Below are 25094 nucleotides of genomic sequence, written 5' to 3'. Positions count from 1 at the left end.
TCGCGTTATGTTAAATTTTGAATTTGTAAGTCCTACACGAATAATCTTCGGAAAAAATGCCGAGGAAAAGGTTGGGGAAGAGGTAAAAAAGTACTCCGGTAAAATTTTATTCCACTATGGGCAAGGAAGTATTAAAAAAACAGGTTTATATGATAAAGTTGCAAGATCTTTGAAAAATGGAGGGGTTGAGTTTGTTGAATTGGGGGGTGTTCAGCCCAATCCTAGGTTAAGTTTGGTGAGAAAAGGGATTGAAATATGTAAAAAAGAAAATATTAATTTTATACTGGCTGTGGGTGGAGGAAGTGTAATAGATTCTGCAAAGGCTATAGCAGCAGGAATGAAGTATGAAGGAGACGTTTGGGAATTGTATGAAGGGAAGGGAACTTTGAAAGAAGCACTTCCTGTTGGTGTCATTTTAACCATACCTGCTGCAGGTAGTGAAGCTAGTATGGGTTCGGTTATTACAAATGAAGATGGATGGTATAAAAGATCGATAAATTACGATATTTTAAGACCGGTTTTTGCAATAATGAATCCTGAATTAACTTATACTCTACCACCTTTTCAAACAGCTGTTGGAGCGGTGGATATGTTAACTCACGTAATGGAAAGATACTTCACCAACACCCATCATGTGGAGTTAACGGATAGATTGAGCGAAGCTACAATGAGAACTATAATTCACAATGCACCTTTGGCCCTTAAAGATCCTTACAATTATGACGTCAGAGCTGAAATTATGTGGGCTGGTACCGTTGCTCATAACGGTTTATTAGGAACTGGAAGGGAAGAAGACTGGGCAACTCATGATATAGAACATGAAGTAAGTGGCATTTACGACGTTGCCCACGGAGCAGGTTTAGCTGTCTTATTTCCTGCTTGGATGAAATATGTTTATAGGCACGATTTAAACAGATTTGCTAGGTATGCTGTAAATGTTTGGAACGTTGAAGCTGATTTCTTCAATTTAGAAAAAACAGCTTTGGAGGGTATTAATAGGCTTGAAAAATATTACAAAGAAGATTTAAAATTACCAATCACCTTGAAAGAATTGAAAGTTCCCGATGACAGATTCGAGGAAATGGCGCAAAAGGCAACGGAAAGAGGACCTGTCGGTAATTTTGTAAAACTTTACAAGGAAGATGTTCTAAATATCTTAAAATTGGCAAGGTAAAAAAGGGCTTTACGCCCTTTTTCCATTTTTAAGGATATTCTTCTTATCGTTATTGCTTTTTAACGTTCGTAAGTCTTGATCTGTTATCATAATTACTAGTTAATTCTTTAAAAAGAGCTAAAAACTTTTGATTTTCTTCTTTGGTTCCAACGGTTACTCGAATTTTATTTTCTAAAGTCCCAGAGTATCTTCTCAAAAGCATTTTATTTTCTAAAAAGTAGTTGTAAACAGCTTTAGCTGTTATACCTTCTATTTTATCGAAATCCAAGAGTATAAAATTAGCATCACTTTTTAAGGCAACTCGTCCAAGCTCTTTTGAAAGCTTATTTCTTTCTTCGATGATGTAATCAATTTTTTCTAAAATGAGATTATAATTTTCTATTATGGTTTCTACCATCTTTTCAGTTAATACGTTGAAACTGTAAGGGGATTTTATTTTCATTATTTGTTTAACTATTTCTTCATTGGCTATTAAGATACCTGCTCTGATACCTGCCAATCCGAACGCTTTGGAAAATGTTTTTAATATTATAAGATTTGGGTAGTCTTTTAAATGTTGTATCATGCTTATTTTTGAGAAATCTGCATATGCTTCGTCAACAATTACAGGGACTCCTGTTTTTAAGGCTTTTAAGATCTCTTTTTGGGGTTGCAAGTTTCCGGTAGGATTGTTTGGCGAACAGATGAATATCATACTCGTTTGATCATCTACGGCTTTATCTATGTCTTTTATTTCGTAATTGGTATTCAAAGGGATTTTTTTTACTGAAAAGCCATTGAGGACGGAATAAAATTCGTACATTTCAAATGTAGGCGGACAAATTATTACATCCTTTCCAGAAAAGATTTTAACCAAGTAAGATATCGTCTCGTCACTGCCATTACCCACCACTATGTTGTTCATGTCAAGATCTATATTATATCTTGAAAAATATGAGTTTAAGAAAGTCGCTATTTTTTGTCTGATGTTGTCAGCGGTTAATTCGGGGTATCGATTTATGTTTGTTTCTGTTATCTTTTGGAAAAAGATCTTTTTAAGGTCTAAAGAAAGGTCGAATGGATTTTCATTTTTGCTGAGATCTATGAATCCATCGTTGATATAAGTATTAGAAGGTTTGTATTCCTCAAAACTTTCTAAAATTGGGTTGAATTTCAACTTTGCTTACCTCCCTCTGGCGAGTGTCTCTTTTTTAATTCTTGAACAACTTCTCCTATATCTATTCCTTCGTAGGTTAATAACACCAACAAATGATAAATCATATCAGCGGTTTCGTATATTGTTCTTTCCCTATTTGGAGCAACTAAAACTTCAACTGCTTCTTCTCCAAACTTTTTATAGATTTTTTCCTTTCCTTCATTAAACAGATAAGTTGTGTAAGATCCTTCTTTTGGGTTCTTTTTTCTTTCTTTTATAATTTCCTTTAATTGGTTCAGAAAATCTAGTGAGTAATCTATATTAGATTCAGGTAGTTTGTCAATTTGTTCGATTTTTCTAAAACAACTTTTCGTTCCTAAGTGGCAAGCTGGTCCTGTTTGATCAACTTTTAAGAGCAATGTGTCGTTATCACAATCTACAAACGCTTCTTTCAATTTTTGATAGTTCCCGCTTGTTTCTCCTTTCATTCTGATTCTTTCTTTGCTTCTTGAGTAATAATGAACATATCCTGTTTGTAGAGTTTTACTAAGAGCCTCTTTGTCTGTATAACCTAAAGTTAATACGTCACCATCGAGACCTTGAACTATTACAGGTATGAGGCCATTGTTTTTTTCCCAATCTAATTTGTCTATTATTTGTTTATAATCTAACATTTATTCCCACCTTCTTCAATTGGATTTTGAGGTCTTTTGCAGTGTAGATACCATAATGGAATATGGATGCAGCAAGAGCAGCATCTGCACCTATTTGAAAAACATCGATGAAATCTTTAACTTCTCCCGCTCCACCTGAGGCGATAACTGGGATTTCTACAGCATCAACTATTTGTTTGGTTAAATTCAAGTCATACCCTTTTTTTACTCCATCGGTGTTCATAGAAGTAACCAGTAGTTCCCCTGCTCCCAACTCTTGACATTTTCTAGCCCACTCAACAGCGTCTAAATCCGTTTTTTTACTTCCTCCGTGTGTGTATACGTAATACTTTTCACTTTCGACGTCTTTTTTTGCATCTATCGCTACTACTACGTTGGAGCTCCCTATTATTTTTGAACTTTCTTTAATTAAATTTGGATTTTCAACGGCAGCTGAATTTATGAACACTTTATCTGCTCCACATTTTATTATTTCTACCATTTGTTCGACTGTTTTTAATCCACCACCCACGGTGAAAGGAATGAATAGTTCTTTGGCAATTTCCTCAACAAGATTTTTGAGTATATTGCGTTTTTCTTTAGAGGCCGTTATATCTAAGAATACGATCTCATCAACCCCATCTTTTTCATATTTTTTGGCAAGTTCCACAGGATCTCCCGCGTCCCGTATGTTCTCAAATTGTACTCCCTTTACGACTCTTCCTTCTTTTATATCCAAGGCGGCTACGATTCTTTTTGTCAACATTATTGTTCACCCCTTAACTCCTGCAAATTGATTTTACCTTCGTAAAGAGCTTTTCCTATTATAGCCCCATCGAAACCTATATTTTCCAATTTTTTTAAATCTTCTTTTTTACTTACACCCCCGGCGTATATTATTTCTTCATCTTGCCAGAATCTTTTTATGTTTAAAGAAACACCTTCTAAAGTTCCGTCTTTATTTGTGTCTGTATATATGAATCTGTTGGTGTATTTTTTAAAAATAGAAAAAGCATCTTCTAAGGTAATTTGTGAGTTTTCTAACCAACCTTTTGTTTTTAAAGTTCCGTTCTCAACATCCATACTTATGGTTATATTGTTGAAAGCACTGGTAACTTTTTCTAAGAATTCTAAGTTAAAGGCTGCTGTACCTATGATCACATAAGTAACACCTATTTCGTATGCATCTTTTATGCTCTCAAAAGTTCTTAATCCTCCACCCAGTTCAACTTTCAACCCGGTTTTTTGGATTATTTGTTTTACGACATCTAAGTTTTTTACAGATCCTTCAAAAGCACCGTCTAAGTCAACAATATGAATTAGGTCGACATATTTTGAAAATTCTTTGGCTATTTCTATGGGATCTCCGTATTCTTTTATTTCGTTTTTACTCCCTTTATAGAGTCTTACCGCTTTTTTATTCATTAAGTCTATTGCAGGTATTATTCTTATGTTGTTGATAGATTTCACCTCGTTATAAATTTTTGAAATTTTCTAATAATTTAATTCCTTTTTCGCCTGATTTTTCAGGATGGAACTGTACTCCGAATACGTTTTCTTTTTGCACGCTTGATGTGAATTTACAGGTTTTTCCTCTGCTTTCATATTCTGTGTATGAAATTGTGTATTGATCTTCAGTTGTTATGTAATAAGAGTGTACAAAATAGAAGAAACTTCCATTTTCTATTCCTCGAAAAATCAGAGAATCTTTTGAAAATTCAACACTGTTCCAACCTATGTGAGGTACTTTCATGTTTTTAAACTTAACCACTTTTCCAGGTAAATAAGAAAGTCCTGTGCCTTCACCTTCTTCGCTACTTTCAAATAACAGTTGCATCCCTAAACATATACCTAAGAAAGGCTTGTTTTTGTCGATATGTTCCAATATATAATCTTTTAGAGGAATTATATTATTTGAAACTATTCCAAAAGAGCCTACCCCTGGAAGTATGATTTTATCTGCTTTTTTTATGTCATTTATTTCATTGCTAATAATACCTCCGACAGCTTTTTGGACATTTGAAAAGTTACCAACTCCACCATTTAATATGACTATTTTCTGCATATCTACCACCTCTATACTTCGTAAACCCTATTTGTACTTTCGAGTTTGTCACTTGGTTCAAGGGCCGTTTTTAAAGCGCTACCCAATGCCTTGAAAGAAGCTTCAATTATATGATGAGCGTTTTCACCATTTATTTGCTTAATATGGATAGTTGATTGCAAATACCTTGACAACCCTAGAACTAATTCTTTGAAGTTACCTAATTCAAAACCTTTTTCAGCATCTTTGATGTTGATATCTATGTTTGTATAGGATCTTGAAATATCAATCGAAACGAGAATAAGGGCATCGTCCATCGGTAAGATGGAGGTCCCAAACCTTTTTATTTTCTTACCTTCCACTTCGTTCTTTAAAAATTGGCCGATTGTTATTCCCATATCTTCCCATAAATGGTGATTAAGGTCGAACTTTGCCTTGATGATTACGTCCTTTTCCATGTAGTAGAATAGAGTTTTCAATAAATGATTTAACACAGGATCCCCGGTATCAACAAATAATTCTTTAGAATAATTTATTTCTATGTCTGTTTCGTCAGTTTTTCTTCTCATTTCCTCACCTCCATAGATTTTTTGTGTTGGTACATACCTTCGATTTCCGCCATTCTTATACCTAAGTATCTCTCTTTTAACAATTCTTCTTTACTCACTTTTGCGATGGATATTTTTTTTGTAAAATCTGATAGGTTCAAAACGGAGGAGAAACGTGCTGCACCACCTGTTGGCAGTACGTGGTTAACACCTAAGAAATAATCCGCCGCCGGTACCGGCGTGTAATCTCCCAAATAAACAGCTCCAGCATTTTGTATGAGAGGTAGTACTGATTCAGGATCTTTTGTCATTATCTCTAAATGCTCAGGCGCTATTTCGTTGGTTTTAGCTGCACAATCTTCTATACTTTTGAAAAGGTGTCTATCTATCCCTTCTCTTTCACAATATTCGTATAATTCTTTTGATGTAGTGACCAAGAAAGCTTTAGATTCATAACCATGTTCAAGTTGGGAGAGCAAGTCGTTTAGAATGTATTCTGGTTTTGCTGTCTCATCAGCTATCACACAGATTTCTGATGGTCCTGCCAAACTGTCTATCCCGACTTCTCCAAACACCTGTCGTTTTGCTTCATTCACATATTGGTTCCCAGGACCAAATATTTTATCTACTTTCTTCATGCCGATGCCGTATGTCATAGCGGCTATTGCTTGAATTCCACCAATTTTGTAAATTTCTTTTATCCCTAACTTTTTTGCTATATAGATAATGTAAGGGTTTATTAACCCATCTTTTGGAGAGGAAGTGATCAACATTTCTTTTACCCCTGCAATCTTGGCGGGAATAGCTACCATCAACAAACTCGAAGGTAAGGGTTTACCTCCTGGAACATAGATCCCTATCCTGTTTATTGGTCTATTAATCAGTCCATAAGTTGAGTTGTATTCATTTGAATACATAATATCTTCTGTTTTTTGTTTTATATGGTAATTCTCTAACCTTTGAATCGTTCTTTCTATAATTTCTTTATCTTGCGCGGGGATTACTTCGTCAATATCCCATTCTTCAACTTTTAATTCTAAATCACCATCATAATTATCGAACTGTTTTGAATACTTTTTTACTGCAAGCATTCCGTTGTTTTTAATGTCGTTTAATATCTGTGAAACGTAGCTCTGTAATTCCATTATTTTTCCCTCCTTCGATTTTTGGCACTGACCTTAGCAACTGTAGGATTTGCTTTAGTGCCCTTTCACCCCATTTTTATAATTCTTTGCTTTATTTATTAAATCGTTTATAAAATCGAACTTCGTCTTTTGGGTTATCCTGTTTACCAAGAGTACTGCAGAGATATCCATTATCTTGTAAGCTTCTTTTAAATTGTTTGCTTTTATAGTGTTCCCGGTGTCAACAATATCTACTATGGCATCCGCTATACCGGTTTTTGCTGCCAATTCTACCGCTCCATTTAACTTGAGTATCTTCACCTTTAAACCCTTTTCAGAAAAGAAATTTTTTGTAATTTCAGGGTATTTGGTCGCTATTTTGTATCCTTCCATATTTTGAAAAGATATTTCTCTGTTTTCTGGTAAGATGATACTCATTCTACATTTACCAAAAGGTAGTTCTAATGGAATATACACTTCATTGTTTCTTTCAAGGACAACATCACTTCCGCATATCCCAATGTCTACTCCATTTTCTACGTATACAGGAACATCAAAAGCTCTTGGAAAATAAAAGGCATAACCATTTTCATATGATATAAGCTCTCTCTTCGCAGGTTCTTTAACATTTATACCTATCTTTTTTAGAAAAGCCTTACTGTCTTCCAGCAATCTTCCTGATGGCAATGCGGCTGATATTGTTGTCATCTCATCATCTCCCCTATAATATCCAAATTTAAAGCCATTCCACACGAATATTTGCCGTTTATCTTGTATTGGCCACCGTTGCCTAAAAGGTAACCATTATCCGGTGAATAAATTTCAAATACAACATCTTCATAGTAATTCATGTATTTCATTGTTCCAAGGTCTATGTATATTCTGGGGTCGTTAATGTTTTTAATTATTGTGTTTAATTTTGGAATATTTGTTTCTTTTCCTCTGTAATTGAAAAGAGTAGCTATAGATGCTTTTACCCCCTCATCCAGCGGAAGGTTTTCAATGATCTCAAAATTTCTCAACTCAACAGCCCTTAAAATTTTGTCTCTGTATTGTGGGACTGCTTTTAAAATTCTCTCCCAACTCCTTATTGAGCTTACGTCTATAAAGAAATTTTTTATATCCAACAGTGATAAAATTTCGATGGTTAAACGCAAAATTTCTTCTTCGATTTTGACTTCTTCTCCATTTAATATTTCAAATCCAAACTGCCAGACACCGGATAAATTTTCATCTAAAACTTCCGAAATGTAAAATACTTTTTCTTTTTCTTCTACTTTATCCATGTCTATCAACCAAGAAGTCACATCGGGTTTTAAAAGGTAAAAATTTCTTCCATCAGCAAATTTCAGCCCCTTTATTAAATTTTCAGAATACTTTGTTATAGAAGGGGGAAACAGTTCATAAAAATCGTGTTTAAATAGGACACTCCTAATTTTGCTAACGATATTTGATAATTTTTGAGATTCAGTAAAGATGTCTTTTTTCATTTTAAACCCCTTTCTTTTGTATTTTAAAAATAAAAAACCGGTCACGATTTCTCGTGACCGGTTATTACATTTAGCCTTGTATGCAGTGATTTACAAATGACAACATACATGGCATGTGTTAACTCGGCCACGCCATGTATGATGATGAATATTTAAATTAAACAATGTTTTTGGATTGATGTTCGTTTTAAAATTAGACATTATATTTACCCCGTTTATAACAAATAATCAAACCAACTAACAAAATTTTATCATATATTTGCAACAATGTCAATCAAATAAATTGTTTGAACAAAAGTCAGATAGCTTTTTTAAATAATGGGATATTTAATGGCAATCTTATTTATGTTATAAACTACTTTATTTGCGTAATAATCATTTCCGCCGCCATTGTACCACCCTAGGGCTTTGTAAGGATCGCCGTGAGTTTCCATCAAATACTTCAAATAAGCTGTCCCGACAAGTATGTTGTACCTAGGATCTAATAAAAGTCTTTCTTCAATCCAATCCAAACTCGTTTCAGTATAATTCAAGCTTGCAAAAAGGTCATAATATTTGTTTACAACAAACTGCGCGGTTGATGGTCTAAGCTGCATGTAACCTACTTCTCCGTAACTGCCAATAATATTTTTGAAATTTGTTTCAGTGTCTATTATTGCCGCTATCATCAAAGGGGATATTTCAAAGATTTTTGAAGCTTCCATAATGGAGGAAACAAGTAATTGCAACCTATCTTGTGGCATATCTTTCCCGACTGCTAGTTTGTATTGTGATGAAATAAAATCGAATAAAACGGTTTTAATAGTTATATCTTCTTTGACATCCTCTTGATTGTTAACATTTACATAGGGGGATAAAGAGAACGCTGCCAACGAAAGCGTTAAGAGCATTATAATAGTAGTGTATCGTTTTTTGTGCATTTTTGTATCACCTCTCTAATTGACCCCCACAATCCCTTCAACTTTTTTTGATTAAATAAACACCGTAAGGTGAAAGTTCAACATAACCTTGTGCTGCTTTATTGTTTCCAATAGACAATAATTCTTCTCCATTTTCAAGCAAAACGGAGCATTTGGAAGATTTTAGGTTATAATAAGCTATAAATTCATTTAATTGACTATAACACCTTAATTTTACCATATTTTGGTCAAAATTCAAAATCTCGATCCGTGCATCGTCAATCCATGGGTTAGACTTTCTAAATCTAATCAAATTTTTTATGATATTTAAAATCGAATTTTTCTTGTTTATCTGCTCTTCAAAAGATTCCCCCGAATATGGAGGGTTGAATTTATACCCTTTCCATTCTGTTTGACCAGGTCCAAAACCATTTTCGTACCAATGAAATGGTTCTTGACTGTCTTCGGTAAAATTAACGTCAAGGGGTATGCCTTTCATTCCTGTTTCCTCGCCATAGTAGATAAAAGGAATCCCTGGAAGGGTATAAAGAATTGAAAAACCTAACTTTACTTTCTCCTCGTCTTTTAAGTCAGACAGAATCCTTGTCATATCGTGATTAGTTAAAAAATTACCTGACATAGATAGAACCTTACCATTTGGTAGATACTCTGTCATACATTTTTTCAATGTTTCTACTAGTTCCTGAGGTGATTCGTTCTTTAGCGTCATCTTTAAATCCTCTGCAAGAGGAAAATTAAAACTTATATCGAATATTCCTTCGTACTTTCTTACTATTTCCGGTGCATCCCAGACCTCACTTATAACTAAAGCATCGTTTTTTATGGATTTTATATAGCTAACCATCTCTTTCCAGAATTCAATATTTTTTTCATGTTGGTAATGGAATCTCATCTTTTCAATGTCAAAATCAAAAATGTGTTTTGCAGCGTCCAATCTAAAACCATCAAAACCATTGTCTAACCAGAATTTAAAGATCCTTTTTATCTCTTCCCACAATTCTTTGCTTTCAAAATTAAGGTCAGGAGAGGCAGGACCGAAGATGCCGTAAAAATATCTGTCTCCTATCTTTTGCCAGATTTTACTTTCATCCCAATGCCTTTTTTCTTCTAAATCAGCTTTCTCGTTAGCCCAAATGAACCAATTTTTGTAGGGCTCTTCTCCCCTAAGTGCGCGTTGAAACCATTCTGATGTTACTGCAACATGGTTAATAGGAAGATCAAGGATAAATTTAATACCTTTTTTTGTGGCCCTCGTTTAATGTCTCTCTTAAATCTTTTAAATCCCCATAAACAGGGTTAACCTCAAAAAAATTGGAGACTGTATAACCATGAAAGGCTGGAGATTTCATAATTGGTAAGAACCAGACATGATCAACTCCCAAATCACAAAGGTAATCCAGTTTTTGTTTTAATCCCTGTAAATCTCCCAGGCCGTCACCATTTGAATCATAAAAAGAACGTAAATATAATTCATAAAAAGTCATTTATTTTCCCCCTTTTCATTTATTTGTTTTTTTCAATCGCTTCAATAAATGCTTTGAAGATAGGATGCGGATCTCCAACTTTTGTTTTAAATTCCGGATGGTATTGAATGCCAATATAAAAAGGATGAGAATTCAATTCAATGGCTTCAACGAAATCTGTCATAGCTGAAATAGAAAGTTTATTAGGAACATTTTTTCCTTTTTCAAACATATTCTCGAACTCTTTGTAATTGACTTCATAACGGTGTCTGTGCCTTTCAAGGACAGAATTTTTTTCTCCATAAATCTTGTGAAGTTTCGTGTTTGGAAATATTTCAATTTTTTGGGCGCCTAGTCTCATAGTACCACCCAAATTCAACATCTTTTTTTGTTCTTCCATCAAATCTATAACAGGATAAGGAGTATTTTCATCGAATTCTGTAGAATTTGCTTCTTTGTAGTCGAAAACATTTCTGGCATATTCAATGACCATTAGTTGCATACCTAGGCAGATCCCTAGAAGAGGAACATTATTTTCACGAGCATATTTTATAGCCTTTATTTTTCCTTCTATTCCTCTTGATCCAAATCCACCTGGGATAATTATACCTTCGTATTTACTTAAAAGTATTCTAATTTCCTCTTCATTCATTTCTTCCAGTTCTTCGGAGTTGATTAGATCGGGCCTTTTAGTGCCACTTAAAAAAACACTTTCCATTATGCTCTTGTAGGCATCATCGGTACCTAAATACTTGCAAATCATAGCAATTTTTAGGTTTTTAAATGTTTTGGGACATTTCCAACTTAATTCTCCTACTTCTTTTGATATTTCCAGATTCAATTTACTTGAGATAAGCACATGAATATTCTTTTCATATAGCATTTGAGGAACTTCATAAACATTAGCTAAATCAGGAAGGTTGACAACGTACTCTAAAGGGACGCCGCCAAACAGAGCTACTTTTTCAAGACTGGAAAGATCTATCTCTTTTTCCGTTCTTACCAAAAGCATATCTGGTTGGATTCCTATTCTTCTTAAAAGTTGAATAGATTGTTGAGTTGGCTTGGTTTTAAACTCGTTGGTTACATGTAAATAGGGAACAAAGGTTACATGTATAAACATAAAATTTTCTCGGCCTTTCTCAAAGGATAGCTCTCTTACTGCCTCTAAAAATATTTCACCTTCAATATCGCCAACGGTACCCCCTATTTCAATGAGCAAGACTTCTGTGTCTATCTCTTCGATTCTTTCTTTTATTCTTTCGGTGACGTGAGGCACCATCTGAACGGTGGCTCCTAAATACTTTCCTTCCCTTTCTTTTTCGATAACGTATTTATACACTTGGCCAGCTGTCATATTGTTAAAACTTTTCATCTCTATTCCTAAAAATCTCTCGTAATGTCCCAAATCAAGGTCTGCTTCGTAACCATCTTCGGTCACAAAAACTTCTCCATGTTGATTGGGATTCATAGTTCCTGCATCTACGTTTAGATAGGGATCTATTTTCAAAGAATTGACTTTTAATCCCAATTCTTTTAATAGCCTTCCTATTGAAGCGGAAACGACTCCTTTTCCTATGCCACTGAGCACGCCGCCAGTTACTATAATATATTTTTCAGCCATTATTTTTTCACCTCTTTTTTAAGAAAAAATTACCATATTTTAAAAAACAAGGGGGAGCGAAAGCTCCCCTCTTTTTGTGATTAATTCAATCCTCATCGTCGATGTTCAATTTTTCAGATAATAAATTAACCGCATTTTCAACGGTTTTGATTTTTTCTAACTCTTCATCCTCTATCGTTACTCCGAATTCAGACTCAAAAGCCATGGTCAAATCTACTAGCTCTAAAGAATCCGCGTCTAAATCATCGGTAAATGAGGCATCCAATGTAACTTCATCCTCGTCGACACTCAATGTATCTACGATTATTTCTTTTACTTTTTCGAACAACTCATCCTTTGTCATATTCGTTTACCTCCTTAGCCATAATTTATCATCTTCCGAACGTTGGTCATTGATAAAATTCGTGTCAATTATAATGAGTTATTTTGGTTTTGTCAAGTTTCTTATTTTCATAAAAGTAAAATATTTATGAAATTTCTCTTTTTTATGACCTAAAAATTCTTTTTCAAGGATATTTACCAAGATTTTGAGCGTTTTTCAAAGAAAATGGCGTTGATATGGTATAATTATATATATACAAGTTAAGTAAAGAGGAGATTGCATTGAAATATGAAAATGAGAGAAAGTATAGAATACTCGATAAATATATATTTAAAAAATTAGTCTCACAGGCCTTTGATGAATGGCTTATACTTCAATGGTACGATAAAAATGGATTGAGAACGCGGTTAGAGATTAAAAAGGGCAAAAAAGTGTGGACTACAAATCTTAAAAAGGAAATTACAAAGGGATTAAGAGAAGAGGAAGAAGGGTTTATAAACGAAAAAGAAATCGACTTTGATAATTTAAAAAGTCAAAGGATGGTAATGAAAAAAAGATATCTTTTAAATAAAGACCCGGAAATAGTGGTAGATGAGTTGTTAAACCCTGATAGTTGTATAAGGTATAAAAAAGAATTTTCGGAGATAATGTATCTTCTAGAAATAGAAGAAAAGGGAAAAAAGGTTGATTTAACTAAGTTCTTGATGGATTTTTTAGGCGACATTTTCTGGAAATTGGAAGACTTAACTTATTTAGACGGATACAACAATTCTGACTTTGCAGGGGAACATGAATGCGATTTAAATAAACTTATCAGGATGTGAGAAATCAAAATGGGGAAATTAATTCTAGTTGGCACACCCATAGGTAATTTAGAAGATATTTCTTTAAGAGCTTTAAAAACCTTGAAAGAAGCTGACTTGATACTCACGGAGGATAAAAGGGTTACCTTGAAATTGATAAATCATTTTGAACTGGGCAAAAAGGAGTTATTCACTTTCAACGAGGCAAACTCAGAAAAGATTATGGACACAGTTCTATCTTTGATTGAAAGTCATAATATAACAGCCTTAGTATCAGATGCGGGTATGCCTGTTTTAGCAGATCCTGGCTTTAACTTAGTACAAAGATGTTGGGAAAAAGGTATTCCAATAGATGTGGTGCCAGGCCCTTCAGCCTTAACTTCTGCTTTAGCTGTGAGTGGATTCCCTGCTTCGAAGTTTTTGTTCTTAGGTTTTTTACCTCGGGATAAAAAATTGAGAAGACTTTTGAGAGAGATAAAAGAGTTCGAATATCCAATAGTTTTTTTTGAATCTCCAAATAGAATAAAAAAAACCTTGCAAGAGATTTTGGAAATTTTTGGAGAGATGGATGTACTTGTTGCCCGAGAAATGACGAAGCTGTATCAAGAATTTTTTAAAGGGAAGATTTCTGAAGGGATAAAATTTTTTGAATCCAAAGATCAAGTGAAAGGAGAGCTGACCGTTGTTATTTCCCCAGCAAGAAGAATTTAAATTTGAAAGTATACAAGAGTTAATAGAATATTTGAACAGTATATTCACCAGTTCTCCTCTTTACAGGCAAGAAATCGAGGTTATCGGAGATGTCACTCATGCAAAATACAGTAAAAGAGGGGACCTCTACATTGAACTTTCTCAAAGAGTGAGAAGTTCAAATTATTCAATAACAGTTGTTTTCAGCCAAACTGTTGTTCCATATGTTTTTGAACATTGCGGTATTGACAACGAAAGGGAACTCTTCAACAAAAGATGGAAGTTTCAAGGGGTTGTTAATTTTTGGAAAAGAGAAGCTAAGTATGTAGTATCTGGTTCATCAATAATACCTTTAGGCGCTTCTGAAATAGAAAAGAAGAAAAAAGAAATATTGGAAAAGTTGGAAAAGAGCAATCTTCTAAGAAAAGTGGAACATGAACTAATAGAACTTGATCCAATAAAAAAGATAGCCGTTATTACTTCACCAACCGCCGCAGGTTTTGGCGATTTTCAAAAAAACATTAATCATTCTAGGTTCATTCCTATTGTACACTTATATCCCGCTCCTATGCAAGGTGCAGAAACGGTACCTGGGATCAAAAAAGCCCTGTTTGCTATTTTAAAGTCGGGAATCGATTATGATGTGGTCGTTATAATCAGGGGAGGCGGTTCAAAAAGCGACCTGATGTATTTTGATGATTTTGAGCTTGGTTCTCTTATAGCAAAGTTTAACCGAAAGATTCCTGTTCTTACAGGGATAGGGCATGAACAAGATTCTACAATACCTGATTTTGTTAGTTGGAAAAACTATTCAACACCTACGGAAGTATCAAGAGATATAGTCAATCAAATTAACTATTTTACAGATAATCTAGAAACCCTAGAAAAAAATATAACCTATTCTTTTACCAATGTTTATTACCAAATGGAGAACTTACTCTCTTTCAATACGATTAACAACATTAAATATTACCTTAGTAGGGAATTAATTAATTTGTTCAGAACTTTGGACGAGGATCATCTTAATATTACTAGAAAAGTTAACCAAATGATTGAAAGTAGTGAAAAATCAATATCTCTCAACAAGTTGGACTATATTCAAAGGTTCATAGAATATAGCATCAAAACTTACAACCAGAACATAATAAGTACAACGAATGAAATTGTTTCTGAGTTGAAAAGTAAGTTCGAAGTATCAGAAAGGCTTTTATTTAGTACTTTTCAAGAGCTCACTAAGTCGAGTCCTTTTGCTGCTTTTTTAAATAACGGAGTTTTGGTAAAAAAAGGTGAAGAGATCATTGATAGTGTTGAAAAATTACAAACAAAAGACGAGGTTAAATTAATATTTAAAGATGGAGAAGCTGAATCTAGCATAGAAAAGATTCAAAAATGGTGATAACTTTAGATGGGCGGGCTGCGGGGCGAAGGGGCGCTAAACATGGTTAAAGTTTCTTAAAGCAAGAAGAAATTCAATGAAAGGGGTGAATAAAGAAGGATGGAAGAAATAATTAAACTCAGTGAGGAAGAAATTAAAAGTTTGAGCTTCAAAGAACAATTAAAACTCTTGGAACGTATCAACGATTACTTTCAAAATGAAAAGCAAGACGAATTGGATGTTGAAAATGCCCTTGAAATTTATAAAAAAGCATTGGATATACTTACCTACGCAAGAGAAAAATTAGTTGGCTTAAAGGAAGAAAAAGCACAAATTGATGAAAAATACGAAAAGATAAAAAATCAATTGAGCGAGTCGGCTGATATCGATTAAGGATAATTTAATCAAAAAATAATATTTGTTGTGTATAATTAATTTAGCGAAAAGCATATGGAAGAGGAAGATTGATAGAAATGTTTATATCGGTTGGGAAAGGTGTTTTTGTGCCTACTGAGAGGATTCATTCTATAGTTCCAGATTCCTTTGTTCAGTTTGGCAAAATAAAAAAGATTTATCATGGAATAGATGTAGTTACTCAGTTTGGAGATGCAAACGAGTTAGAAAATTTGCCTCCACCTTTAACTGCTTCTGTTAGTTTAATTGATGCTTCATATGGCAAAGCAGTTAAATCGATTATTTACATGGATAGCGGTCAAATAGTGTTATCTACACTTGAAGCCAAAAAAATTATAGAAAAGATCAAGAAAGGAAGGCGATAAATTATGTCAATACCTATGCCGGTAGTTATAGAAACTGAAGGAAGATACGAAAGGGCTTATGATATCTATTCTAGATTGTTGAAAGATAGAATAGTTTTTTTAGGGACACCCATAAACGATGATGTGGCTAATGTAATAATTGCCCAATTACTCTTCCTAGAATCTCAGGATCCAGACAAAGATATATTTTTATACATAAACTCTCCAGGAGGTTCTGTAACCTCAGGATTAGGAATATACGATACGATGCAGTACGTAAAGCCAGATATTTCAACTATATGTATAGGTCAGGCTGCCTCAATGGGAGCGGTATTATTGGCTGCTGGTGCAAAAGGTAAAAGGTATTCTTTACCTTATTCAAGAATAATGATACATCAACCTTGGGGTGGCGCCGAAGGAACAGCGATCGATATACAAATACACGCTAGAGAAATTTTAAGATTAAAAGATGATCTAAACAACATACTTAGCAAACATACTGGACAATCTTTAGAAAAAATAGAAAAAGATACCGAGAGAGACTTTTTTATGAATGCACAAGAAGCTTTAAACTATGGTCTCATAGATAAAGTAATAACAACCAAGAGTGAAGCAACCGCTAAAGAAAACAACGAAAAATAATGAAACACCGGTTTAATTAACACCAACCAAATTTTATTAACTTTTCAAATCAAAAGAGGGCGCCTGAAATAATGCGTCCTTCTTTTGGTTAAAGAGATGATATATTAGTAATAAACCAATTGTTAAAAGGTAACATGGCGTCAAAGAATGTGAGGAGGATCAATTATGAGTGACTTAACTCCGATGATAAAGCAATATCTAAAGATAAAGGAAGAATATAAAGACTCTATTTTACTTTTTAGACTCGGAGATTTTTATGAAACCTTTTTTGAAGATGCCAAAAAAGTCAGTGAAATATTGCAAATTGTCTTAACGAAAAGAAATGGTAATCCTATGGCAGGAATTCCATACCATGCCTTAAACAACTATTTAAAAAGACTTTTAGATGCTGGGTATAAAGTAGCTATATGTGAACAGATGGAGGATCCTCAAAGTTCAAAAGGTATAGTCGATAGAAAAGTAACTAGAATACTGACGCCTGGTACCATCATAGACGAAGGAATGTTGGAAGAAAGTAACAGATTTGCCGCCTTGATTACCAAAAATGGGAATTTGTACAAAATAGCTATTTTTGATTTTTCAACCGGTGACTTCTATTTAGATTCATTTGACTTCAAAGAGGATGAACTATTGGACTTTATTTCCTCTTTTGGTTTGGTACAGATTTTGTTATCTAAAGAACTTGAACAACTATCAAAAAAGATAAAAAATTTAACCAACGAGATTTATGTAGAAATATTGGACGAATGGTACTTTTCAAACAATTTCAAAGATCATTTGAAAGAAACCTACGAAGTTTTAAGTCTTGATCATTTGGATTACGACGATGATGAATTAAAAGTAGCCGACGCTGTTTTAAAGTACTTAGAAGTCACACAATTTTCAAAGATTAAACATATGAGACTTCCAAAACGGTTTAAGACAAAAAACTACATGTTTTTAGATTCCAATACTATAGAAAATCTTGGTATTCTTCCCACCAATTCAAACAAGGGGAAAACTCTTTACGACATTCTAAAATTAACAAAAACCAGTATGGGGAATAGGAAATTGAGAGAATTCATCCTTACTCCTTTGACCGATAAAGAAAATATAGAAGAAAGGTTGAACAAAGTCGAACATTTAGTTGAAGATCCTCTTTTATTGGAAGAACTAAAAGAATATTTGGCATCTGTAAAAGATCTCGAAAGGATCTCTTCCAGGATTTCTTTGATGAAGGCAACCCCAAAAGACCTTATAGCCTTAAAGGATTCTTTGGAAGTGGTTCCCTATATAATTGAATCTTTAACTTCAAATCCAGGATTGTCTGATTTTTTTGATGGTGTAGATGTTCTTAAAGAAGCTAAAGAGTTTATCGAAAATACCATTATTGAAGAACCTGCTATTGCTCCTGGTAACGGGAAAGTAATTAAAGAAGGTGTTTCAGGAGAGTTAGATGAGTATAGGAACCTATTTAATAACTTAGATGGCGTTTTGAAAGATATTGAAAAGAGGGAGAAAGAAAAAACTAAGATTAGCAGTTTGAAAGTTGGAAGAAATAAGATCTATGGTTTCTATATAGAAGTTTCAAAAGCGCAGTCCTCCAAAGTTCCGGATAATTACGTTAGGAAACAAACGCTGGTTAATACGGAAAGGTACACTATAAAAGAATTAGAGGAAGTTGAACAACGCTTAGCATTATCAGAAGAGAAAATAAAGGTTATTGAAAAAGATATTTACGATAAGGTATTGACACATCTAAGCCAATACGTAGATAAAATAGAAAAACTATCCAATAAGATCGCTGAATTGGATGTGTTTAGGTCTTTTGCAGAGGTTAGTAGAGTTTACAATTACAAAAGGCCAACTTTTGTGCAAAACTCCAAAGAAATCAAAATAATCAACTCAAGACATCCAGTGGTGGAAAGATTTGTAGATGAATTTACTCCTAACGACTTATTTTTAAGCGAAGACAAATTTTATATAATTTTGACAGGTCCAAATATGAGTGGAAAATCAACTTTTATAAGACAAATAGGGCTTATAAGTGTGATGGCACAAATTGGTTGCTTTGTTCCCGCTGAGAAGGCTGAAATTCCCATTTATGATGGTATATTTACAAGAATCGGAGCAAGGGACGATATAGTTAGCGGAAAATCAACCTTTTTAGTCGAGATGCTAGAGGTTTCAACTATATTGAATAAAGCGACGGATAACAGTCTTGTCCTCCTTGATGAAGTGGGAAGAGGTACGAGTACGTTAGATGGTATTTCTGTTGCATGGGCAATCTCAGAATATTTATTTCAAGTTAAAAGATGCAATACAATCTTCGCTACCCATTATACTGAGTTGACTTATATGTCACATATATACGAAGAAGTTGCTGCAAAAAGGATAAAAGTTTTAGAAACTATGGATGGGGTTATATTTTTACACAAAATTGAAGATGGCACCAGTGACAACAGTTACGGTATAGAAATAGCAAGATTGGCAGGATTTCCCATAGAAATAATTGAAAGATCAAAAGAAATATTGTCTCAACTGTCAAATAGAGTTGACTTGGAAAGTAGGTTGAAGAGAATTAAAAATATTAACAAGAAAAAATATGAATCACAGGAAAATCAGTTAAAAATGTTTTAATTTATGATATAATTACAAAATAGGTAAAATATTAATCTTAAGGAGGGAAAAACAATGCCTTTGAACGAGGAAAATGATTTTGGAGAAATAAGCATTTCAGAAAATGTGTTAAAAGATTTAGTTTTCAAAAGTGTAGAAGGTTATCTGAAGGAACAAAAGGTGTATAACGAGAAAATTCAAAAAGATTTGCAAAAAAGTATAAAGATTACAATTAATGACGACGCCAGTGTTAGTATTTCGTTAAAAGTACCTGCTAAATACGGGCAAAACATCGTTGAATTTTCTAAAAATATTCAAAAAGTGATTAAAGACGATCTTGAAAAAATTGCGGAGGTTTATGTATCGAATATTGACGTATCCATCGAAAATCTTGTAAAACCAGAAGAGTTGGAAGAAGAATACGAAGAAATAGAAGAAACGGAAGAAACGGAAGAAGAAACCTTGGAAAATGAAGAATCCCCTGAAAGTGAAAAGGAGGATGACGAACAAAAGGACAAGAATGAATGAAAACATACCGAAAAAAAGGATGATGAGAAAGTTAATTTTTGAAAGTCTTTTCCAACTATCTATAAAGGATGTTAAATTAGACAACATATTATTCACTTTTGAAAAATTAAACGAACAGGCGCATCTAGAAGAAAGTTATTATTTGGAAGCTAAACAATACATTGAAGATATTTATAAAAATAAAAATGAGTATGATGCGTTGATCAACAAATACTCAGAGGGTTGGCGCGTAGAAAGAATAGGAAACATTGAAAAAACCGTAATGAGAATCTTTATCTACGAGCTAATTAACAAAAAAGATATACCCGTCAAAGTAATATTAAATGAATCAACGGAGTTAACCAAAACTTATGCGACTCAAAAAGCCGCAGCTTTTGTTAATGGAATTATGGATAAGATCGCACGTTCACAAGCATCGATTATGTAGAGCCATAAAATTGAAAGGGGGGAAGTATAGATTTTAAGTAACTAAAATCTATACGACATGTATGACCTCGCAAAATACTCCTCTGTATAATGCACTTAAGAACATGAGTTACAAAGAATTAGAAGAAATAGCTCAAGAAATTCGAAAGTATATTTTTAACGTTGTATACAACAACAATGGTCATCTTGCTTCGAATTTGGGCGTTGTGGAATTAACAATTGCATTGTACAGGATATTTGACCCCATAGAAGACGTTATTATTTGGGATACCAGTCATCAATCTTACGTGCACAAACTTTTGACGGGGCGTTGGAAAGATTTCAAAACCATACGTGAAAAAGGTGGCATAAGTGGGTACACAAATATCTACGAATCACCAGCGGATAGATTCGGTGCTGGGCATGCAGGGACTTCCATAGCAGCCTCTTTGGGTTATGCACTATCTGATAAGATAAAAAACAGGAAAAGGAATATAGTTGCTGTTATTGGAGATGGAGCCTTAGGTTGTGGGATGGCTCTTGAATCGTTAAATCAGTTGAACTATCAAGATGTAAAAGTTAAAATAGTTCTAAACGATAACAACATGGCTATTTCAAAAAATGTAGGAACGATTTCCCAATTGTTGAATAATTTTAGAATAAAAAAAGAGTATACCCAAGCAAAAGAAATTTTAAAGAGTTCTTTAGAAGATTCTTCTTTGGGTAAGGATGTAGAATCAGTTTTAAAAAAAGTCAGAAACGCTTTAAAATTCTCTATTTACGATACTCCAGCATCACTGTTTGAAGAGTTAGGAATCAAGTATTATGGACCCGTCGATGGACATGATATCAAAAAAATGGAAGAGTTTTTAGAATTCATTAAAGCTTATGATGAGAAGTCTGTAATACTGCATGTTGTTACCACCAAAGGCAAAGGTTTCGAAGAAACCGAGAAATCTCCCACCAAATATCATGGCGTATCCAAAAAAGAACTGAACAAAGTCTCTTACAGTAAAATTGTTGGGCATACGTTATCTCATTTAAAAGATTATGAGTTTTTAGCTTTTACGGGAGCCATGTCCGATGGGACTGGGCTAAATGTCCTTCAAGAAATATGCCCTGACAAGGTCATCGATATGGGTATCACCGAACCAAGTATAGTCACTACGGCGTCTGCTCTGTCTTTAGGTGGGGTCTTGCCGGTTGTTGATATTTACTCTACTTTCATGCAAAGAGCGTTTGATTCACTTATTCATGATGTAGCCTTACAAAAGATCCCAGTTCTATTTTTGTTGGATAGGGCCGGTTTGGTTGGAGAAGATGGTCCAACTCATCATGGGGTTTTTGATATAGCATATACGAGGTTAATTCCAAATGTTGAAATCTGGACGCCGTTGAACGCCCAAGATTTAGCTAATATGATTTACACTTCCGTAATAAAGGGTTTGAAAAAGCCTCGGTTTATTAGATTTCCAAGAGATGGAGAAACGATAGAAATACAAAATATACTCGACAATCTTCAAATAGTAGATGGTGAGTGGAAGTATCTAAAAATGGCCGATTCTAGGATATACGCCCTTGCCGTTGGAACTATCTCGCAAAATGTTTATGAAGCTCTTAAAGATTATGACGTTAATATAATCGGGGTACGAAGTGTCAAACCTTTAAATGAATACTTTTTGGAAATATTAGAACAAAGGGCTGAATATATTTTTGTTTATGAAGAGGGAAGTTTGAAAGGTGGTTTCAACGAAGAGATATTCAAACTGAGAAATAAAAAAATTTACCCATTTGGTGTGAAAGATGAGTTTGTTTCTCATGCAACAAGAGAAGAACAATTAGACGAATGCGATCTTTCTATAAAAGCGATAAAGGAAAACTTTGAAAAAATTATCTCCAAGGTTAAAACTCAATCATCTTATGAATAAAAGGGAGAGTAAAAAAATGATAAAAAATAAACTTTTTTTAGTACTTTCCATATTCTTTATCATAACTACTGTCACGTATGCTTTTGAGTTATTACTAACCCCGTCATACTCCTACACACTTGATTCAACAGGTACCACAGACATTCAAAAGAGTTTAGATTACACAGGGGGAAGGATTTCTTTTTTAATTCCAACCGAAGATAGTGAAGAAATTTCTTATGGTCCTTATTTGGGATTTTTCTACAATTACAATTTATTAGAGAGCTTGGAAAGTGTAGAAGATGTTGGAATTTCTCTCGGTTTGAATATGAAATATACTACCAATATAATCGGCAATTTAGATTTTTTGGTAACCGCTTTCGGAGGCGTACACACGGAAGACTATTTTAAAACCTTTAAAACGGAAATACTTATTAATGGAGGTATCAGCTACAACAATTTATCTCTGTCTGTTGGTTACGAGACACGGTACTACGAAGAAGAAAGTCTAACCGTTAATTATCTACCAATCTCGTTGGGAGTGAGTTTTAAATTTTAGAAAAAACCTACAAGGATTTGGAAATCGAAAAAATATTAAATTTAATTTCAACCTATAGTCACACCGATTATGGGAAAGGTTATTTTTCAAAAAATGTAAAAATGTACAAAGATCTAACAGAATTAGACCGAGAAGTGAACATTTCTCGAGTTTTTTTTGATATGGCGATTAAAGGTACATTAAAAGATTTGTATGGTTTAAGTTATATCCCTTCGATAATTGAAAAGATCGGCAACAAAGAAAGTGTTGAAGGTAGAGAATTCAGAAAGATTGGAGAGTTTTTGCAAGACGGTTATGCCATCCACAAACATTACAACGGTATAAACGATCTACTCACTGATAAGATATCAGATTACAAACCTTTACTTGAGTTAAAAGATCAGATCTTTAAAGTTTTTACTCCTGAAGGAGAAATTAAAGATAACGCCTCAATCGAATTAAAAAGAATAAGAAACGGCATAGACACGGTAAAACGTCAATTAAATATAGAATTCAACAAGATAAAAAGTAAGTATATTAAATACCTTTCTTTAGATCAGCCTGTGGAAAGAAACGGAAGATTATGCATAGCGTTAAAGAGTGAAAGTAGAAATGTTATAAAAGGTATTACCGTTGGAAGATCCGATTCCGGTGCTACTTTGTTTGTAGAACCAGATACGATTATAGAACTGAACGAAAAGCTTACAGATTTATTCTCACAAGAGAAGAACGAAATCAATAGGATACTCTCAAATTTGACCTTTGAACTTCAAAAAAACAAATTTAAAATAGAAAAAAATATAGAAATAATAGAATATATAGATGCCAATATAGCGAAAGCCAGATACGCCAAAGATATGAATGCAGTATTCACTCTACCCCATACTACTAAAAAGATTCTTCTCAAAGAACTAAAACATCCATTAATACCAAAAGAAAAAATAGTCCCCATAGATGTAGAACTCGATAAAAACGGGATGATAATAACGGGCCCCAACACAGGGGGTAAAACGGTTTCTTTGAAATCAATTGGATTAGCTTTTTTTATGGCTCATTCTGCTTTACCAGTCTTAGCTTTAAAGGCTGAAATTCCTTTTATAGAAGAAATTTACACGGATATAGGAGACCAACAAGATATATCTCAAAACCTAAGCACTTTTTCTGCCCATTTGTTGAATTTAAAAAATATACTTGAAAGTGTTAGTGAAAAATCTCTTGTATTGATAGATGAATTAGGAACAGGAACCGATCCCATTGAAGGAGCTGCCTTAAGCAAAGCTATTTTGAAGTATCTGCTAATGAAAGGGCCCATAATATTTGCTACTTCACATCTGTCTGAGATCAAAACATTCTCTTTGGAAGAAGAAAAACTACTCGCCGCTTCTATGTCTTTTGACATTGAAACACTTAAACCTACATACAAACTAATTGTAGGCGTACCCGGAGCATCCCATGCCATTGAAATAGCCGAAAGATTGGGCATTGACCCTAAAATTATAGAAGAAAGTAAAATAAATCTCAACGAAGAATTTTCACAAAGTGAAAAAATACTAAGTAGATTAACTTCTATCCACAATGAATACGAAGAAAGTTTAGAAAGGATCAAGAAAAAAGAAGAAGAAATCGATAAAACGAAAAAGGAGTACGAAGAAAAACTACAAAAACTAAAGAAAAAAGAGATAGAAAGTCTTGAACCCGAGTTGTATCAACTTAAAGAACAGATAAAAAATATGAGAAACCAAATTCAAACCGTATTAAAAGAAATTAAGCAAAAAAAAGATCAAATCGATTCACAAGAAATCAGCAAAAAACTAAAAGAATCTGAAAATATGGCTTCACAACTTGAAGAGATGAGAAAAGCGTTATCTCAAAATCAAAAAGGGCGAAAAATCGAAAAGTCTAAGATAAAAGTTGGAATGAAAGTAAAAGCATCCAATAATATTCAGGGGACGGTAAAAAGGATTACAAACTCCAAGATAACCGTTCAGATTGATGGTTCTCCGATAGAGATAACTTATAGTCCAACGGAGATTGAGCCTATAATTAACTCAGATAAAGAAAAAAGTGAAGAAAAAAGGATTTACGTTAAAATAGATCAAAAGAAAAGTGTAAAATCCGAATTAGATATTAGAGGTTATACGGTAAATGAGGCTATACCCGAAATAGAAAAATTTATTTCGGATTTAATAAGTTCTGGAATAAAAGAGGGAAGGATAATACACGGAAAAGGAACTGGGAAACTAGCTATGGGGATTTGGGATTATTTAAGAAAATCATCTCTAATTAAAGATTTCAAAATCGCTCGAAGTGAAGAAGGGGGAACAGGGGCGACAGTAATAGAAGTTTAAATAAT

The 25094-nt window shown here is 33.7% G+C and carries 27 protein-coding genes; 13 read left to right on the top strand and 14 right to left on the bottom strand.

Going from position 1 to position 25094, the window contains the following annotated elements:
* The first annotated feature begins 7 nt into the window (after positions 1-7).
* A complete protein-coding gene (locus tag PMOB_RS05295; RefSeq protein ID WP_012208848.1) occupies positions 8-1174 on the top strand; it encodes an iron-containing alcohol dehydrogenase in 1167 nt (388 codons plus the stop codon).
* Between the two features lie 49 nt (positions 1175-1223).
* Here the strand turns inward: PMOB_RS05295 and hisC are convergent, their stop codons facing one another.
* The 14 genes from hisC to acpP form a co-directional block, all read right to left on the bottom strand.
* A complete protein-coding gene (gene hisC / locus PMOB_RS05290) occupies positions 1224-2330 on the bottom strand; it encodes a histidinol-phosphate transaminase (RefSeq protein WP_012208847.1) in 1107 nt (368 codons plus the stop codon).
* Complete coding sequence (gene hisIE, locus PMOB_RS05285) at positions 2327-2983, bottom strand: bifunctional phosphoribosyl-AMP cyclohydrolase/phosphoribosyl-ATP diphosphatase HisIE (RefSeq protein ID WP_012208846.1); 657 nt, start codon at positions 2981-2983, stop codon at positions 2327-2329. Before hisIE ends, hisC begins: the two co-directional genes overlap by 4 nt.
* A complete protein-coding gene (hisF, locus tag PMOB_RS05280) occupies positions 2970-3728 on the bottom strand; it encodes an imidazole glycerol phosphate synthase subunit HisF (protein WP_012208845.1) in 759 nt (252 codons plus the stop codon). The genes hisIE and hisF overlap by 14 nt, the downstream gene beginning before the upstream one ends.
* Positions 3728-4432 (bottom strand): 1-(5-phosphoribosyl)-5-((5-phosphoribosylamino)methylideneamino)imidazole-4-carboxamide isomerase, encoded by a 705-nt coding sequence (gene hisA / locus PMOB_RS05275; RefSeq protein ID WP_012208844.1) that lies wholly within the window; start codon positions 4430-4432, stop codon positions 3728-3730. The genes hisF and hisA overlap by 1 nt, the downstream gene beginning before the upstream one ends.
* 4 nt (positions 4433-4436) lie before the next feature.
* A complete protein-coding gene (gene hisH, locus PMOB_RS05270; protein ID WP_012208843.1) occupies positions 4437-5027 on the bottom strand; it encodes an imidazole glycerol phosphate synthase subunit HisH in 591 nt (196 codons plus the stop codon).
* An 11-nt stretch (positions 5028-5038) separates the two neighbouring features.
* Positions 5039-5575: an imidazoleglycerol-phosphate dehydratase HisB gene (hisB, locus tag PMOB_RS05265; protein WP_012208842.1), complete on the bottom strand. Its 537-nt coding sequence runs from the start codon at positions 5573-5575 to the stop codon at positions 5039-5041.
* The gene (hisD, locus tag PMOB_RS05260; RefSeq protein WP_331270671.1) at positions 5572-6702 is read right to left on the bottom strand and encodes a histidinol dehydrogenase; all 1131 of its coding nucleotides are present in this window, start codon (positions 6700-6702) and stop codon (positions 5572-5574) included. The genes hisB and hisD overlap by 4 nt, the downstream gene beginning before the upstream one ends.
* 51 nt (positions 6703-6753) lie before the next feature.
* Positions 6754-7377, bottom strand: coding sequence for an ATP phosphoribosyltransferase (gene hisG / locus PMOB_RS05255; RefSeq protein ID WP_407946568.1), 624 nt, complete (start codon positions 7375-7377; stop codon positions 6754-6756).
* 5 nt (positions 7378-7382) lie between these two features.
* Positions 7383-8168: an ATP phosphoribosyltransferase regulatory subunit gene (locus tag PMOB_RS05250; RefSeq protein ID WP_012208839.1), complete on the bottom strand. Its 786-nt coding sequence runs from the start codon at positions 8166-8168 to the stop codon at positions 7383-7385.
* A gap of 311 nt (positions 8169-8479) precedes the next feature.
* Positions 8480-9088, bottom strand: a complete 609-nt coding sequence (locus tag PMOB_RS05245; protein ID WP_012208838.1) for a transglycosylase SLT domain-containing protein — start codon at positions 9086-9088, stop codon at positions 8480-8482.
* A gap of 37 nt (positions 9089-9125) precedes the next feature.
* Entirely contained in the window at positions 9126-10298 is a 1173-nt protein-coding gene (locus tag PMOB_RS05240) for an alpha-amylase family glycosyl hydrolase (RefSeq protein WP_269207899.1), read from the bottom strand.
* A 19-nt stretch (positions 10299-10317) separates the two neighbouring features.
* Positions 10318-10572, bottom strand: coding sequence for an alpha-amylase family glycosyl hydrolase (locus tag PMOB_RS11015; protein ID WP_049755282.1), 255 nt, complete (start codon positions 10570-10572; stop codon positions 10318-10320).
* Between the two features lie 19 nt (positions 10573-10591).
* Positions 10592-12175 (bottom strand): CTP synthase, encoded by a 1584-nt coding sequence (locus PMOB_RS05235; protein ID WP_012208837.1) that lies wholly within the window; start codon positions 12173-12175, stop codon positions 10592-10594.
* Between the two features lie 85 nt (positions 12176-12260).
* The gene (gene acpP, locus PMOB_RS05230) at positions 12261-12518 is read right to left on the bottom strand and encodes an acyl carrier protein (protein WP_012208836.1); all 258 of its coding nucleotides are present in this window, start codon (positions 12516-12518) and stop codon (positions 12261-12263) included.
* A gap of 260 nt (positions 12519-12778) precedes the next feature.
* On the opposite strand from acpP, the gene PMOB_RS05225 reads away from it, so the two are divergent.
* From PMOB_RS05225 to PMOB_RS05170, 12 genes are all read left to right on the top strand, one after another.
* Positions 12779-13321, top strand: a complete 543-nt coding sequence (locus tag PMOB_RS05225) for a hypothetical protein (RefSeq protein WP_012208835.1) — start codon at positions 12779-12781, stop codon at positions 13319-13321.
* A 9-nt stretch (positions 13322-13330) separates the two neighbouring features.
* Positions 13331-14011 carry a 16S rRNA (cytidine(1402)-2'-O)-methyltransferase gene (gene rsmI, locus PMOB_RS05220; protein WP_012208834.1) on the top strand — a complete coding sequence of 227 codons (681 nt, stop codon included), beginning with the start codon at positions 13331-13333 and terminating at the stop codon, positions 14009-14011.
* Positions 13983-15386, top strand: coding sequence for an exodeoxyribonuclease VII large subunit (locus tag PMOB_RS05215; RefSeq protein ID WP_012208833.1), 1404 nt, complete (start codon positions 13983-13985; stop codon positions 15384-15386). Before rsmI ends, PMOB_RS05215 begins: the two co-directional genes overlap by 29 nt.
* A 99-nt stretch (positions 15387-15485) precedes the next feature.
* Positions 15486-15758, top strand: a complete 273-nt coding sequence (locus PMOB_RS05210) for a hypothetical protein (RefSeq protein WP_012208832.1) — start codon at positions 15486-15488, stop codon at positions 15756-15758.
* A gap of 80 nt (positions 15759-15838) precedes the next feature.
* A complete protein-coding gene (locus PMOB_RS10570) occupies positions 15839-16144 on the top strand; it encodes an extracellular matrix/biofilm biosynthesis regulator RemA family protein (RefSeq protein ID WP_012208831.1) in 306 nt (101 codons plus the stop codon).
* Between the two features lie 3 nt (positions 16145-16147).
* The gene (gene clpP, locus PMOB_RS05200) at positions 16148-16765 is read left to right on the top strand and encodes an ATP-dependent Clp endopeptidase proteolytic subunit ClpP (RefSeq protein ID WP_012208830.1); all 618 of its coding nucleotides are present in this window, start codon (positions 16148-16150) and stop codon (positions 16763-16765) included.
* 165 nt (positions 16766-16930) lie between these two features.
* Positions 16931-19384, top strand: a complete 2454-nt coding sequence (mutS, locus tag PMOB_RS05195) for a DNA mismatch repair protein MutS (RefSeq protein WP_012208829.1) — start codon at positions 16931-16933, stop codon at positions 19382-19384.
* Between the two features lie 54 nt (positions 19385-19438).
* Positions 19439-19891: an Asp23/Gls24 family envelope stress response protein gene (locus PMOB_RS05190; RefSeq protein ID WP_012208828.1), complete on the top strand. Its 453-nt coding sequence runs from the start codon at positions 19439-19441 to the stop codon at positions 19889-19891.
* On the top strand, positions 19863-20318 hold the full coding sequence (nusB, locus tag PMOB_RS05185) for a transcription antitermination factor NusB (RefSeq protein ID WP_012208827.1): 456 nt from the start codon (positions 19863-19865) through the stop codon (positions 20316-20318). Before PMOB_RS05190 ends, nusB begins: the two co-directional genes overlap by 29 nt.
* A gap of 61 nt (positions 20319-20379) precedes the next feature.
* Positions 20380-22224 (top strand): 1-deoxy-D-xylulose-5-phosphate synthase, encoded by a 1845-nt coding sequence (gene dxs, locus PMOB_RS05180; protein WP_012208826.1) that lies wholly within the window; start codon positions 20380-20382, stop codon positions 22222-22224.
* Positions 22225-22240: 16 nt separating this feature from the next.
* The gene (locus PMOB_RS05175) at positions 22241-22762 is read left to right on the top strand and encodes a hypothetical protein (protein WP_012208825.1); all 522 of its coding nucleotides are present in this window, start codon (positions 22241-22243) and stop codon (positions 22760-22762) included.
* Positions 22756-25089, top strand: coding sequence for an endonuclease MutS2 (locus PMOB_RS05170; RefSeq protein WP_155811060.1), 2334 nt, complete (start codon positions 22756-22758; stop codon positions 25087-25089). Before PMOB_RS05175 ends, PMOB_RS05170 begins: the two co-directional genes overlap by 7 nt.
* Positions 25090-25094: the final 5 nt, after the last annotated feature.

Origin of the sequence: Petrotoga mobilis SJ95, from assembly GCF_000018605.1 — a bacterium.
Taxonomy (GTDB): Bacteria; Thermotogota; Thermotogae; order Petrotogales; family Petrotogaceae; genus Petrotoga; species Petrotoga mobilis.
This window is presented reverse-complemented; position numbering and strand designations above follow the sequence as displayed.